Origin of the sequence: Brachybacterium sp. GCM10030252 (genome assembly GCF_042666535.1) — a bacterium.
In the GTDB taxonomy this organism is placed as follows: Bacteria; Actinomycetota; Actinomycetes; order Actinomycetales; family Dermabacteraceae; genus Brachybacterium.
In genome coordinates this window covers 109,570-124,043 of record NZ_JBHTDM010000006.1, presented here as the reverse complement: position 1 = coordinate 124,043, position 14,474 = coordinate 109,570, and the positions used below count along the sequence as shown (strand labels likewise).

General features: G+C 71.5%; 12 protein-coding genes. 5 read left to right on the top strand and 7 right to left on the bottom strand.

All coding sequences use genetic code 11. The features are described from left to right. Positions 1 to 10: 10 nt before the first annotated feature. Positions 11 to 400: a MerR family transcriptional regulator gene (locus ACFQRJ_RS05405; RefSeq protein WP_377017861.1), complete on the bottom strand. Its 390-nt coding sequence runs from the start codon at positions 398 to 400 to the stop codon at positions 11 to 13. A gap of 54 nt (positions 401 to 454) precedes the next feature. On the opposite strand from ACFQRJ_RS05405, the gene ACFQRJ_RS05400 reads away from it, so the two are divergent. Then, entirely contained in the window at positions 455 to 1,435 is a 981-nt protein-coding gene (locus ACFQRJ_RS05400) for an aldo/keto reductase (RefSeq protein ID WP_377017859.1), read from the top strand. Between the two features lie 27 nt (positions 1,436 to 1,462). On the opposite strand, the gene ACFQRJ_RS05395 is transcribed toward ACFQRJ_RS05400, so the two are convergent. The 6 genes from ACFQRJ_RS05395 to ACFQRJ_RS05370 all read right to left on the bottom strand — a co-directional run bounded on the left by ACFQRJ_RS05395 (position 1,463) and on the right by ACFQRJ_RS05370 (position 9,128). Next, on the bottom strand, positions 1,463 to 2,011 hold the full coding sequence (locus tag ACFQRJ_RS05395) for an NYN domain-containing protein (protein WP_377017857.1): 549 nt from the start codon (positions 2,009 to 2,011) through the stop codon (positions 1,463 to 1,465). 42 nt (positions 2,012 to 2,053) lie between these two features. After that, entirely contained in the window at positions 2,054 to 4,453 is a 2,400-nt protein-coding gene (locus tag ACFQRJ_RS05390) for a PQQ-binding-like beta-propeller repeat protein (RefSeq protein WP_377017855.1), read from the bottom strand. Positions 4,454 to 4,564: 111 nt separating this feature from the next. Beyond that, positions 4,565 to 5,791, bottom strand: coding sequence for a formaldehyde dehydrogenase, glutathione-independent (gene fdhA / locus ACFQRJ_RS05385; RefSeq protein WP_377017853.1), 1,227 nt, complete (start codon positions 5,789 to 5,791; stop codon positions 4,565 to 4,567). A gap of 130 nt (positions 5,792 to 5,921) precedes the next feature. Then, positions 5,922 to 6,983: a Gfo/Idh/MocA family protein gene (locus ACFQRJ_RS05380; protein WP_377017851.1), complete on the bottom strand. Its 1,062-nt coding sequence runs from the start codon at positions 6,981 to 6,983 to the stop codon at positions 5,922 to 5,924. Positions 6,984 to 7,036: 53 nt separating this feature from the next. Next, on the bottom strand, positions 7,037 to 7,936 hold the full coding sequence (locus ACFQRJ_RS05375) for a sugar phosphate isomerase/epimerase family protein (RefSeq protein WP_377017849.1): 900 nt from the start codon (positions 7,934 to 7,936) through the stop codon (positions 7,037 to 7,039). Positions 7,937 to 7,940: 4 nt separating this feature from the next. Then, on the bottom strand, positions 7,941 to 9,128 hold the full coding sequence (locus ACFQRJ_RS05370) for an ROK family protein (protein ID WP_377017846.1): 1,188 nt from the start codon (positions 9,126 to 9,128) through the stop codon (positions 7,941 to 7,943). Between the two features lie 197 nt (positions 9,129 to 9,325). On the opposite strand from ACFQRJ_RS05370, the gene ACFQRJ_RS05365 reads away from it, so the two are divergent. The 4 genes from ACFQRJ_RS05365 (at position 9,326) to ACFQRJ_RS05350 (ending at position 14,079) form a co-directional block, all read left to right on the top strand. Beyond that, positions 9,326 to 10,846 (top strand): YdiU family protein, encoded by a 1,521-nt coding sequence (locus tag ACFQRJ_RS05365; RefSeq protein ID WP_377017844.1) that lies wholly within the window; start codon positions 9,326 to 9,328, stop codon positions 10,844 to 10,846. Between the two features lie 265 nt (positions 10,847 to 11,111). Next, positions 11,112 to 11,666 (top strand): type 1 glutamine amidotransferase domain-containing protein, encoded by a 555-nt coding sequence (locus tag ACFQRJ_RS05360; protein ID WP_377017842.1) that lies wholly within the window; start codon positions 11,112 to 11,114, stop codon positions 11,664 to 11,666. 208 nt (positions 11,667 to 11,874) lie between these two features. After that, a complete protein-coding gene (locus ACFQRJ_RS05355; protein WP_377017840.1) occupies positions 11,875 to 12,468 on the top strand; it encodes a hypothetical protein in 594 nt (197 codons plus the stop codon). 216 nt (positions 12,469 to 12,684) lie between these two features. Next, entirely contained in the window at positions 12,685 to 14,079 is a 1,395-nt protein-coding gene (locus tag ACFQRJ_RS05350) for a mechanosensitive ion channel (RefSeq protein ID WP_377018129.1), read from the top strand. The last annotated feature ends 395 nt before the right edge of the window (positions 14,080 to 14,474 follow it).

Genomic DNA, 14,474 nt, shown 5'->3' with positions numbered 1-14,474 from the left:
TCCGTACTCGTCAGTCGTTCCCGGCGTCGCTGCTGACGTGGCTCTGCGGCTGCTCCTCGTACCACTGCAGCTTCTCCTCGAGACGGGTGCGCCACCGCTCAAGCTGCAGGGCCTGCTCCGCGAGCGATGCCTGGTGCTCACGCAGCAGCGCGATCCGCTCGGGAAAGGTGGCGGGATCGCGGCACAGCTCCCCGTAACGGCGCAGCCTCTCGATCGGCATCCCGGAGTCGCGCAGGCAGTGCAGGAAATCCAGCGTGGCGAGATCCCCGTCGTCATAGGCGCGATGCCCTGCCGGGGTGCGCGCGACGGGAGGGAGGATGCCCTCGCGCTCGTAATAGCGCAGTGTGTCGATCGAGAACCCGCTGCGCTCGGCGGCCTCCGCCGTGGAGTACGTCCTCATGCCGCACACAGTAGCCCTTGACCCGGAGCGCGCTCCAGGGTGTGTGGTCCTGCCATGAACCCTGCAACCGATCACACGCACCCCACCCCCTCCGCTCGCCCCGTCTCCCCGCTGGTGCTCGGAGCCATGGCCTTCGGCACCCGAGTGGGCGACGAGGAATCCTTCGCCCTGCTGGACCGGTTCGTCGAGCAGGGCGGCGAATGGATCGACACGGCGGACTGCTACGCCTTCTGGGACTCGCCGGACGGACGCGGCGGCGCGAGCGAGCACGTTCTCGGCCGCTGGCTGGCCGCGCGGCCCGGCGTGCGCGAACGCGTGCGCTTGTCGACCAAGGTCGGCGCCGAACCGCTGTGGGCAGGCTCCTGGCCGCGGCACCGTGCCGGGCTGAGCCGACGCGCGATCCATGACGCGTTCGCCGGCAGCCTCGAGCGTCTCGGGGTCGACCACGTCGACCTGCTGTGGCTGCACCAGGAGGACCGCTCCGTCCCCCTCGAGGAGAGCGTCGACGCGCTCGGCGAGCTGATGGCCGACGGGTCGGTCCGTCGCGTCGGCGCCTCCAACCACCCCGCCTGGCGGGTCGAGCGTGCCCGGGCGCGAGCGCTCGCCCAGGGCATGAAACCTGTCGACGCGCTGCAGCTGCACGCGAGCTATCTCCGACCCCGCCCGGGTCTCCTGCCGGAGGGGAACATCCACCCCTTCGGTGTGCTCGGGGAGGAGCAGATGGACATCGCCGCCGAGCACCGGATGGAGGTCTGGGGGTACACCACGCTGCTCGGCGGGGCATACGACAATCCGGCGAAACCGATCCCGGAGGCCTACGAGCATCTCGGCAGCGCACGGCGCCTCGCCGCGCTGGACGAGGTGGCCGCCGACGCAGGAGCCAGCCGTGGGCAGGTCGTGCTGGCCTGGCTCGTCCACCGCGGCATCCGGCCGATCCTGGGCGGCAGTCGGCTGGAACAGCTCGAGGCGGCGCTGGAGGGCGTCGGCCTGCCCCTGTCCACGGACCAGTTCGCTCGACTGGACGGAGCCGGCTGAGAGCACCCGGTGGTACCGGGCCCGGGCTCAGATGAACTCGAGCGGATCGAACTCGTCGATGTCGATGATCCGCACGCGGGGCAGGCGGCTGGTGAACGCGCCGACGTCGTACTCGAGGTCGTGGAACTCGATGCCGGGGATCTCCCGCAGGCCGGTGGCCATGAACTCGCCGAAACCGATGATCGCCGTGCGGCGATCCGGCGTCGCGGCCAGGTTCTCCATCTGCGGGGTGAAGTCGTTGTCGTGGCTGACCAGCATGACGTCGGCCGGACGGTCCTGGAGCGCCTCGGCGGTGCGCTGGATCGCGATGTCGACGACCTTGCCGTCCCCGCGCAGCGGAACCGCCTTGTATCCCAGCGCGATCAGCGCCTGGACGAACCCCGAGGGCAGGCTGTCGCCGACGGCGAGGAAGAACAGGCCCTTGGCGGGCTGGTCCCAGGTGACCTCGGCGTGGTGGAGCAGCTTGTTCCACCGCGGCCGCTCCTCGGGCTGGGGGCGACGCCCCAGGACGGAGACACCGAGGGTCGCATCGATGTTCTCGCCGTCCACGAGGAGATAGGTGCTGCGTTCGCTCATACGGTGACCCTACGCGCTCGGCGGCGCCTCAGGGCGCGCCGCTCACACGGCCGAGACGTCGAGGACATCGAGCGCCCGCACGACGCCTGCCTGGTCCCCGACCAGCACGACTCCATGGCCCTCCAGCAGTGCGGGGGCGGCCAGGACCCGGTCGGGGCCCACCTGGCGCAGCGGCGTCACCGTACCGGCCGCGGTGTCCAGGAGCGAGAGCACGGCGCTGAAGCTGACCTGCAGCCACGTGCCCGCCGACGGGCCCGGGATCGGATCGGCGTCCAGCGAGATCTGCAGCGCCCGATCCAGCGGCGTCGCCGCTCCGTCGGCCGCGTCGATCAACAACGGTTCCTTGCGTTCCTGGACGGCGAGGATGCGTCCGTCCTCCAGCAGCTGCGGGGCCGAGTACATGGCACCGGCGGCCGTGCGCCACCGCTGCTCGCCCGTGGCCGCGTCGAGCGCGAACAGGTCGGTCACGGTCCCGAGCACGACGGTGCTCTCGTCCACGGCCAGCACCGTGCAGTTCCACGGGCCGTAGAGGAGGCGCTGATACGGGGTGGTGCGGGTGGTCAGCTCCGCGCTCCAGATCTCCGCGCCGGTCCGGGCGCTGTAGCAGCGGGCAGTGCCGTCGCCAGCGCCGAGCACGAGGCGGTCACCGACCAGTGCGGGGCGGCCGCTGGACTGCTGAGGGATCGCGGTCGACCACACCGTGCTCCCGTCCGCCGCCAGGCGGGCGAGCCGGTCACCGGCGCTGACGAACACCGCCGCAGCGCCGTCGACCGCGGTGGCCAGCGGGGTGGAGACCACGGGGAGGCCCAGGTCGGCGCGCCAGAGCTCCGTGCCGTCGGTGACCGAGAGCGCGTACAGGTGATGGTCCGCGCTGGGCACGTGCAGGACGGACCCGTCGGCCGACAGCGCCATGCCGCGGTGGACCCCGCCGACGCCGACAGACCAGTCAGTGCTCAGGCGCGAGCGGTCCAGAGACAGACGAGCGACGGTGCCGGAGCCGGTCGCGACCAGCGCAGAGTCCTCGCCCACCGGCAGGATCGCGCCGCTGACGGCACCGTCCAGCTCCAGGGCGTCCACCTCGGTGACCGACCCGCCCTCCACGGAGAAGGGTGCGGAGGCCTCCCACAGCCCACCGGCCTCGTCCACACCGCGCACCCGCATCGTGCAGCGGCCCGGCAGGGTCTGCGAGAGGTCGAGTTCGCCGCGCACGCGCCGGCCGCGCAGCTCGAGCTCGCTCCAGGTGCCTTCGGCGACCGAGCCGTACACGGACTGGTCGCGCAGCTGTGCTCGCGCCGCGGTGAGCGAGTGCGGGGCTCCGAGGCGCGCGGTGACCTGTGCGGTGTCGCCGGAGACATGCACCGAGACGTCCTGCAGGAAGGCGTCGGACTCACGGGCGGTGCCGAGGTGGAGCGGGATGGACGCGATCTCCTCCACGGTGCGATCCCCCTCCGCCCCGGGAGCCGGCTGGGTGATCGCCTCGACGAGCATCTCGCGCGCCTCCGGCTCGGGACCGCCGCGCAGCGTGAGCAGGTAGTGGACGGGCTCGTTCTTGATGGCACGGCCGGTGATCAGCACCGTCCCGTTGTCGGTGACCGTGGCCTCGCGGTGGACGTGCCCGGCCAGGACCAGGCGCACCGGGTGCTCGGCGAGCACCGAGAGCAGCTGATCGCCGGCCCGCACGTAGTGGTCGTCGGCCCCCGGCGGCCAGTGCATCACCAGGATGCTGGGCATCGTGCCGGCGGCCTGCAGGTCCTCGCGCAGCCACGCCAGGGCGGCGGGATCGACGTGGGCCTCCTCCTGCAGGGGCGCGCCCGCCTCGAGCATGATCACGTGCACGCCGAGATGATCGAAGGAGCGTGAGCCCTCGTGGAACCGCCGGCGGTACTCCTGACCGGCCGACGGGTCCCAGCGCAGCTCGTGGTTGCCCGCGACGTGCTGCGTGATCTCGGCGGCGTCAGGGCCCAGGAGGTCCTGGTAGGTCTCGTACTCGCCGCTCGATCCGAACTCGGTGAGGTCGCCCCCGTGCAGCAGCAGCGGGGCGCCGGAGGCACGGATGTCCTCGAGCACGAGGCGCAGGTGCTCCTCCTGCTGCTGGGGGATCGAGTCGATGTGCACGTCGGTGAGGAAGGCGGCGAACACCTGCGACTCCCCGTCGGCCGGTCCCTCCGCCCCCGCCCCGGTCGCGGGCAGCGCGGGGCCCGCCGCGTCGGCTCGGACCGTGGTCAGGCCCGCGGAGGCCAGGCCGGCCGCGCCGGCGGACACCGCGGCGGCGCCGAGCACCGTGCGGCGGCCGAGCGGCCTCGCCGTGACGGCCGAGGAGCGGGCGCGTGAGGACCGAGGCAGCGAGGACGGAGCCAGCGAGGACCGGCCGCTCGACGACGGGGCCGACGAGGACGCGGGGGACGAGGGCAGCGGGGCGTCGTACGACTCGGGGGAGGGCATGGCGAGAGGCTAGCGAGCGTGGTCGCCCCGCCGAGTGGACTGCGGGTGAACCTCTTTCGACGCTTCAGTCCGATCCGCCCACGTCAGCTCGACGTTCTTCCCCACGACTCCTCAGATCGACTCGACCTTCCCGGTGACCCCGTGCGGATCGATGACGTACTTCCGGGCCGCGCCCGCGTCGAAGTCGGCGTACCCCTTGGGGGCGTCGTCCAGTGAGATCGCGGTGGCCTTGACGGCGTCGGCGATCGTCACCTTCTCGTGCAGGATCGCCTCCATGAGCTGACGGTGGTACTTCATCACCGGGCACTGGCCGGTGGTGAAGGACAGCGCCTTGGCCCAGCCGAGCCCGAGCCGCAGCGAGAGCGAGCCCTCCTGGGCCGCCTCGTCCACGCCGCCGGGGTCGCCCGTGACATACAGACCCGGGATGCCGAGCCTGCCACCGGCACGAGTCACGTTCATCAGTGTGTTCAGCACGGTCGCCGGGGCCTCGCCGGCGTCCTTGCCGTGGCCGCGGGCCTCGAATCCCACGGCGTCCACGCCCGCATCGACCTCCTCCCGGCCGAGGATGCGGGCGATCCCCTCGCGCGGATCCTCGGAGGAGACGTCGATGGTCTCGCAGCCGAACGAGGCGGCATTGGCCAGTCGCTCCGCATTCATGTCGGCGACGATCACGACCGCCGCCCCGAGCAGCTGGGCACCGACGGCCGCTGCGGTGCCGACGGGGCCCGCGCCGGCGATGTACACGCTCGAACCCGGGCCGACGCCGGCGGTGACGGCACCGTGGTATCCGGTGGGGAAGATGTCCGAGAGCATCGTCAGGTCGAGGATCTTCTCCATCGCCTGGTCCTTGTCGGGGAACCTCAGCAGGTTCCAGTCGGCATAGGGAACCAGTGCGTACTCCGCCTGGCCGCCGACCCAGCCGCCCATGTCGACATACCCGTAGGCGCTGCCGGGCCGGTCGGGATTGACGTTCAGGCAGATCTCGGTGCGCTGGGTCTTGCACATCACGCAGCGCCCGCAGGAGATGTTGAAGGGGACCGAGACCAGGTCGCCCTTCTGGATGAACTCCACGCCGGGCCCGGTCTCGACGACCTCACCGGTGATCTCGTGGCCCAGCACCAGGCCTTCGGGGGCGGTGGTCCGGCCGCGGACCATGTGCTGATCGGAGCCGCAGATATTGGTGGTGACGACCTTGAGGATCGCCGCGTGGGGGAGCTGGCGGCCGACGTTGTCGGGGTTGACCCCGGGCCCGTCCTTCAGCTCGAAGGTGGGGTACTCGGTGTCGATGACCTCGACCTTGCCGGGACCCTGGTAGGCGACAGCGCGATTGGTGGACATGAACGGCCTCCTTGCCGGTGGGCGGCCTCCCGACGCTCCGTCACGTCGGGGACGAGCCGCACCACCTCAGGTTCCGTGTCGCAGGTCACATTGTCAACGGCCGGGAGCAGGTCCGCTCACAGGATCCGGCTCAGACCAGCGAGACCTCCCGGCCGGACTGCGCGGACTCGTAGATCGCCTCCAGGATCCGCACGATCTCCACGCCGTGCCACGCGGGGGCGACGCTCTCGGCGCGGCCCAGGCCGGCATCGACGAAGTTCGCGATCTCGTGGGCGAAGCCCGGGCCCATCTCGAACGTGCCCGAGGAGATCTGCGGGGCGATGTTGACCACCGAGTCGTGCATCTCGGTGGCGATGTGCAGATCCGGCTCCAGATCGGCGCCGCCCTTGTCGCCGTAGACGGACACGTCCAGGGAGTCTTTGGTGGCGTGCAGCGAGTAGGAGCAGTCCAGCAGCAGCGAGGAGCCGTTCTCGAAGCGGATCACGGCGTTGGCCATGTCCTCGACGCTGTTCTTCGTCGGGTCGTAGTCGGAGACCTGGTAGCGCGGCATCGTGGTGATGTTGGCCCGGTTGCCCAGGTGGTCGTAGGTGTTGCCGCTGACGGAGACCGCCTTGGGGCTGCCCATGAGGTACCAGCACAGGTCCAGCACGTGGATGCCGATGTCCAGCAGCGGGCCGCCGCCGGCGATCTCCTTGTCCGCGAACCAGCCGCCCGGGTTGCCCATGCGGCGGATGCAGCTGGCCTTGGCGTAGTAGATCTCGCCCAGTTCGCCGGCGTCGATGAAGGACTTCAGCACCTGGCAGTTGGGGGAGTGGCGACGCACGAAGCCCACCTGCACCACGCGGTCGGAGGCCTCGACGGCCTTCTGGATCTCCAGTGCCTCGGCGAGGGTGCGGGCGATGGGCTTCTCCACCAGCACGTGCTTGCCGGCTTCGATCGCGGCGATGGCCCAGGTGGCGTGGGAGTTGTTCCAGGTGCAGATGCTCACGCCGTCGATCTCGGCGTCGGCCAGCAGCTCGTGAGGGTCGGCGTAGGCGCGCGGGGCGCCGTAGCGGTCGGCGACGGAGCGAGCGCGTTCGAGGTTCACGTCGCTGATCGCGATCAGTTCGACGTCCGGGTTCGCGGCGTACGCGTCGAGATGGAAGCGGGCGATGCTGCCGGCGCCGATCACGCCGATGCGGAACTTCGTCATGGTGGGGTGGTCCTTCTGGCCGGGGCCGATGAGTGGTGCGGGGTGGGAGGAGGTCAGGCGTTCTCGAGCAGCCGACGGGCATTGGCGAGCCCGCGCGAGGCGCCGAGCAGGCAGTCCTCCCAGCCCTCGAACTCGATCGAGGCGTAGCCGCTGTAGTCGGAGTCCTTGATGGCGCGCGCGATGGCGGGCAGGTCGAGGTCGCCGTTGCCGACGACGGCTCCGCGCAGGTGCTTGCCGCCGCGGCTGCGGAACCAGCCCTCGCCGGGATCGGCATCGGTCGGGCGGATGTAGAAGTCCTTGAAGTGGACGACCATCGCGTAGGGCAGGTTCTGGGCGACGGAGACCTCGGGAGCCTCGTCGACGCACACGAAGTTGCCCACATCCAGCGTGGTGCGGAAGTTGGGCTCGTCGACGGCGTGGATGATCCGGCGCACCCGGTCGGCGGCCTGCACGAAGAAGCCGTGGTTCTCGAGGCTGGTGGTGATGCCCTTGGCCGCGGCGTACTGCGCGATCTCCTTGCTCGCGGCCACGATCGAGTGGAGAGCCCGCTCGAAGACGGGCGTGTCGTCGCCCGGAACCGGGGCGTGCGGGGCGACGTCGTGGCGCAGCTGGCGGATGCCGAGACGGTCGGCGAGGTCGACGTAGGCCTTCACCCGGGCGACGCGGGTGGCGAGCTCGGCCGGATCCTCGGTGACGAAGTCGGCGCCGATCGCCAGGGTGGACAGCGTCACGCCCGCGCCGTCCGCGGTGGTGCGGATCCGATCCACGGCGGCGCCGTCGTACCCGATGCTCGGGATGGGGGAGTCTGCGGCGTCGCTGAGCGCGGCCAGCTCCAGGTGCTCGCCCTCGCTCGCGGCGACCCAGTCGATCACCTGGGGCAGGGTCATCTCCCCGGTGCTGAGCTTCGCGTGGAAGCTGTAGGAGCTGAAGCCGAGGGTGAGATCGGAGGTCACGGAGTCATCCTTCTGTCGGGGCAGTGGCAGGGGCAGAGGCAGGGGCAGGGGCAGGGGCGGGAGCTGTGTCAGGAGCTGGGGCGAGGAAGCGGGTCCACGGGGGCGGCACGTCGGGCACCCCCACCAGGCGCGTCGAGCCGTGCTCGAAGGCCCGCCCGAGCGCTCCGACCAGGGAGCCGTCGGTGGTCAGGCGCGCGGCGACCACGTCGGGCCGCTCCGGCGCCATGAGCAGGTGGTGGATGTGGCGGCGGAGGGGGTCGAGCAGCGTGTCTCCGGCACGGGAGACGCCGCCGCCGACGACGACCAGCTCGGGGTCGATCGAGAGCAGAACGGTCACCAGTCGAGGGGCGATCTCGGCGCAGAAGGCGTCGATCTCCTGCTCCGCGGCGGCATCTCCCGCCGCGGCGCGCTCGAACAGGGGCCGGGCGTCCTCACCGGTCGACCAGGTCAGCCGGCCGCGGCGGGAGCTCTCGGTCCAGCGCATGCCGCGCTGGATGCCGAGTTCACCGGCCAGCCGATGGCTGCCCTGGAGGATCACTCCCTCGACGATCAGCGCCACCGAGATGCGATGCCCGATCTGGACGAAGGCGATGCTGTCCGCCGGCGGGCCGAGATGCCGTTCCGCATACGCGGCGAGCTTGATGTCGTTCTCGACCACCACCGGGCACTCCAGCTGCTGTTCGAGCTCGTCGGCGACGTCGATGCCGACGAGGTCGGGCAGGGCGAGGCTCTGCGCGAGGCGGCCGTCGGCGGCGAGGATGCCGGGGACGGCGACCGCGACCGAGCTGGGGCGGTGGCCGGTGGAACGGATCGCCTCGACCGCGGCCGGCAGGCGCGAGCCGTCCTCGGCGGCCACCGTGCGCTCCATGAGGATCTGACCGGAGGCGTCTGCCAGCAGGCAGCGGACCGAGTGCGAGCCGATGTCGACCGCGGCGGCGGTCGCGGCGGCCGGCCGGAAGGCATAGCGGCGCGCGGGCCGGCCGGGCTGACCGGGCTCGGCCGGGGCAGCCGGCTGCACGGACCCGGCGCCCTCGAGCTCCTGCAGGACGCTGGCGACCGTGGGGCGGGACAGGCCCGTGCGGGAGGCGATCTCGGCCAGCGCGAGCGGGGCGGCGGCCTCGCGCAGGGCGAGCAGGCACTCGCGCGAATTGGCCTGGCGCACCGCGAGCGCGGCGCGGTCGGCATGTGCCATGCGGCGTCCCTTCGGTGATCCGACCCGTCCGCGGTCCGACGCCGGCGAGGGCGGGGCTGCGACGAGGGCCCGGCGAGGCTTGTGAAACCGGGTTTCAGAATGGTTCGGCAAGCCTCGCCGCTCGATCACCCTCCTGTCAAGGCCGGGGGTGGGAGCGGTAGCGTGGCCGGGGACGTCGACCGGGAGGAGGCGATGGTATGGAGAGCACGGAGCCCGTGCAGCCCCGCGGCCCGCAGCTGCACCAGGCCTATGCCGCCGCGGTGCCCGCCCTGTCGGTCCCGTGGCAGGCGCAGACGCCGCCGTCACCGGAGATCGCCTGGGTGAACGAGGACCTCGCCGCAGACCTCGGCTATGACCCGGCCTGGCTGCGCGGCGAGGCGGGGATCGGGCTGCTGACCGGGCAGCTCGATGAGGCCGGAAGGCCCCTGCCCGCCGGTGCGCCGGCTCCCGAGCATCCCTTCACCACCGCCCAGGCCTACGCCGGTCATCAGTTCGGCTCCCCGAACCCGCAGCTGGGAGACGGCCGCGCCGTGCTGCTCGGCGACGTCCTCGATGCTTCGGGCAGGCGCCGGGACCTCCATCTCAAGGGCTCCGGACCCACGCCCTTCGCGCGCGCCGGGGACGGCAAGGCCCCGCTCGGCCCGATGCTCCGCGAGGCCGTCGTCGGCGAATCCCTCCACGCCCTGGGCCTTCCCACGACGCGCGCGCTCGCCGTGCTCACCACCGGAGAGTCCATCGCGCCCCGCCAGGGCGTCACCCCCGAGCCGGGGGCGATGCTGGTGCGCGTGGCCGCGAGCCATCTGCGCGTGGGCACGTTCGAGTTCGCCACCTGGCACCACGACCTCGACGTGCGCCGGGCGCTCGCCGAGCACAGCATCGATCGCCACCACCCTGCCGCCCGCGACGCCGAGAACCCGGTGCTCGCCCTCCTCGAGCACGTGGCAGGGGCCCAGGCCGAGCTGGTCGCGCAATGGATGCTGACCGGCTTCGTCCACGGCGTGATGAACACCGACAACATGGCGCTGTCCGGCGAGGGCATCGACTACGGCCCCTGCGCCTTCCTCGACGAGCATCGCCGCGGCGCCGTGTTCAGCTCGATCGACCGGGGCGGCCGGTACGCCTACGCCAATCAGCCCGGCATCGCCCTGTGGAACCTCTCTCGCTTCGCCGAGACCCTGGTCCCGCTCATCGATCCGGAGAACCCGAACGCCGCGGTCGAGGCCGCCACCGCCGTGCTCGAGCGGTTCGAGCCCCACTACCTCGACGCCTACGCCCGCGGCCTCGCTGCCAAGCTCGGCATCCCGGCTGCGGCCCCGCCCGATGTGGTCCGTGCCCTCGGTGCGGACCTGTTCACGCTGCTCGAGCAGCAGCACGTGGACCACACCGGCTTCTTCCGCGCACTCACCGACGGCCGCGCGGCGGAGCTGTTCCAGGACCGGGCGCCCTTCGAGGACTGGCACCGGCGCCTGCTGGAGCTGCGTGGCAACGGGGAGGCGGCCGATGCCGCCCGCGCGGCGATGGAACAGCACAACCCCGTCTACATCCCCCGCAACGTGCATCTGGACTCGGCGCTGCGTGCCGCGCACCTGGGTGACCTCGACCCGGTGCGGACCCTGCTGGAGGCCGTCCGTCGGCCCTTTGATCGTCGCGCGGGCCTCGAGGAGCTGGAAGGCCCCGGCGACGGCGGCGCGGATTTCATGACCTTCTGCGGAACCTGAGGTCGCGGGCTCCGGGGCCGCAGTTCAGGGCTGGCGTACCTGAGACCACCTCAGGGCCGGGGGACCTCAGAGCACGGAGAGGCTGAGCGCTGCGGCATCCCGTCGTGGCGGCGCCTCACGCTCGTCCGATCGGTCGGGGCGCTGGAGGGGCATTTTGCTACGGTCGATCCCGAGGCGGACCCGGCGCCGCAGCACTCCGCAGGGAGCCGGTTGCCGGGCCCTCGCCGCCGCGACATTTCGGGAAGCACGAGGGAAGGACAGCACCATGAGCACTGCCCTGAACGGCCGTAAGGTCCTTATCCTGACCAGCAACTTCGGTACCGAGGCCGACGAGCTCCAGCGCCCGCTGGATGCTCTGCGGGAGGCCGGCGCCGAGGTGACCGTGGCCGCGCCGAAGCAGGGCGCCGTGACCACCATGAAGGCCGACAAGGAATTCGGCCCGGAGGTCCCCGTCGACGCCACCACGGACTCCGTCAACGCCTCCGACTTCGACGCGATCGTGCTGCCCGGCGGCACGATCAACGGCGACACCGTGCGCACCGACGAGACCGCGCAGTCCCTGGTGCGCTCGTTCGCCTCCGACGGCAAGCCCGTCGCCGCGATCTGCCACGCCCCCTGGCTGCTGGTGGACACCGGCCTGGTCGAGGGCCGTGACGTCACCTCGGTCCCGACCATCCGCACCGACCTGGTCAACGCCGGCGGCAACTGGAGCGACCAGGAGGTCGTGGTCGATGAGTCCAAGGGCTTCCGGCTGATCACCTCCCGCACGCCGGATGACCTGGACGCGTTCAACAAGGCCATCGTCGACGCGCTCAGCTGAGCCGCGGGCCGCGAAGGCCGCGAGTCTGCATGACCGCGCGGTCCGCTCGTCCGCCCCGCCTGACCGAGGCCGCTCGGGTGCACTCCCGGGCGGCCTCGACGTAGCCTGTCGCCCCATCGAGTCCGGCCGGCTCGCTCCGTCGAGGTCGGCCGGCTCGCTCCGCCCAGCATCGTGGCCCCGTCAGCCCTGACAGCCCAGGAGGCATCCCATGACCCAGACCGGTGACTTCACCCCCGACCCGACGCAGGATCCGGCCACCGCCCCGGACCCCGACCCCGCCGTCGACCCCGAGCAGGACCCGGCGCTGGGGCCGACCCAGGATCCCGCTCTGGAACCCGAGGCGGACCCGGCCGAGGACGATGCCCCCGTCGACCCCGCCCAGGACGCGGCGGAGGACGCTGCCCTGGACCCGGCGCAGGAGACGGCCGAGAACATCGCTGTGGACCCGGACGAGGACCTCGAGCTCGAGGAGACCGTCGAGACGAGCCAGGACGAATACGCCCGGGCGGGCGACGAGGCGCCCGGCGAGCCCAGCATCGACGACGCCCTGGAGACCGACCGGGTCGCCGCCGAGGGCGGAGATTCACGCAACACGGACGGCTTCCGCTACGACGCCACACAGGACCGCGGGCTCGAGGAGTACGCGGCGGCCGAGCAGGGCAACCGCGAGGGCGACGAGATGGTCACCGACGGTGACGGGCCCGACGAGACCAGTCAGCTGGCCGGCTCCGACGCCGACACGGTGGCAGCCGACCCCGACACCACAGAGTTCAATCAGGAGTTCACCGACCCGGGAGCCTGAACGCCCGGTGTGACGGACGACACGCAGGGACCGTCGTGACCTGCGATGATGGACGAACCTCTCAGGATGCCCCATGCTACCTGTGAAGAGCCCGTGAGGATTCTTCGATCGATTCGGGACCGGTGACCCGCTCGCCGGTCGCGGTCGATGTGCACAACTGCTTCCCGATTCCCGGAGGACACCGTGGATTTCTTATCGTCCGTCGATTGAGCGGGGCTGGGACTGAAGATCCTTGCCGCCGTCGTCATCCTGGTCGTCACCGCGATCTTGGCCATGCTGGCCAAGGCCGGCGTCGCGAAACTGACCCAGAGGATCCCCGCCCTGCGGAGGCCCGGTGTCAACGGCGAGGGCCTGGGCAATTCCCTGGGCACGATCGCCTCGATGATCGTGTGGCTGCTGGGCCTGATCATCATCCTCGGCATCTTCCAGCTCTCCCAGGTCCTCTCGCCGGTGACGGCGATGCTGGAGCAGGGCCTCAGCTTCATCCCCAACATCATCGGCGCGGTCTTCGTCTTCATCATCGGCCTGACGATCGCCAAGATCGTGCGCGCGCTCATCGTGACGGCACTGAGCACCGTGGATTTCGGCAAGCTGCTGGGCACCGCCCAGGCGGGCTTCCAGAAGGCGACCGGTGGCATCACCTCCGCCGACGGCTCCGCGGCCCGGGCGCAGGGCGCGCCCCAGGGCGCCGCTGCGCAGGCAGGCCAGCCGGGACAGCCGCCGCAGCAGGGACAGCCGCCGCAGCAGGGCCGGCCGGGACAGCAGGCCAGCTCGGGCGCCAACGTTCCCGAGATCATCGCCTCGGTGGTGTTCGCCCTGATCATGATCGTGGTGTCGATCGCCGCGCTGCAGATCCTCGGGATCGCCTCGATCTCCGATCCGGCCTCGCAGATGCTCAGCGACGTCTTCACGGCGATCCCGAACATCATCGCCGCGGCTGCGCTGGTGGGAATCGGCGTGCTCATCGCCCGCTTCGCGACCGGCCTGTTCCGTCCGATCCTCGAAGGATCGGGCATCGACGGCTGGCTGCAGAAGCACGAGGTCCTCTCGCCCGGAACCTCCGCGACCCCGACGGTGCTGCGCATCATCGAGATCGCCGTGGTGCTGTTCTTCGCCGTGATGGGTGCCCAGGTGCTGGGCTTCCCGCAGATCACCGCCCTGCTCAGCGAGATCCTCGAGCTCGGCGGCAGCGTCCTGTTCGGGGCCGCGATCATCGCCGCCGGCTTCTTCATCGCCACGATCGTGGCGAAGCTGCTCTCGGGCACGGCCGCGACCATCGTGAAGTGGGCGATCATCATCCTGTTCACCGCCATGGGCCTGCAGTCCATGGGCGTGGCCGACTCGATCATCGAGATGGCCTTCGGTGCCCTGGTGATCGGCGCCGCCGCTGCCGCGGTGCTCGCCTTCGGCCTCGGCGGCCGCGACGCCGCCGCTCGTCAGCTCGAGAAGCTCGAGCAGAACCCGCCCACCGCCGGTGCCGGCTCCTCCGCGCCGGGCCAGGGCGGACCGGGCCAGGGTGGACCCGGCCAGGGTGGACCCAGCCAGGGTGGTCCGGCAGGGACGGGCCCGGCAGGGACCAGCGTTCCGCCGCAGCCCGGCCCGCAGGTCTGAGGCCACCACCGCTCGCGTGATCGGCGAGCACACCTGAACGGAGACGGGGCGCATCCATCCGGGTGCGCCCCGTCTCTGCTGCCCAGGACCCGCTCCAGCCGCCGATGCCACCGACCGCCCCCGAGCGCGACGATGGCGTACCGTGCCCGCCCGCCGTTCCCGGCCCCGAGCACGACGATCGCGTATCGTTCCCGCCCCCGAGCGCCCGGTCGCACAGCGGTCACACCACCGACATGCCGTAGCAGACGCGAGGCGACGCGGCGCGAGACCTCGAGGGCCTGCGCGACATCCGTGAACCTGTTGGTAACCATCCGGCATTCCCACAAGGTCGCGGATCCCGGGCTCACGGAGGTGCCGAAGCTGCGCAGATCGTGGCGGACTGCGCGGGCCTCGGC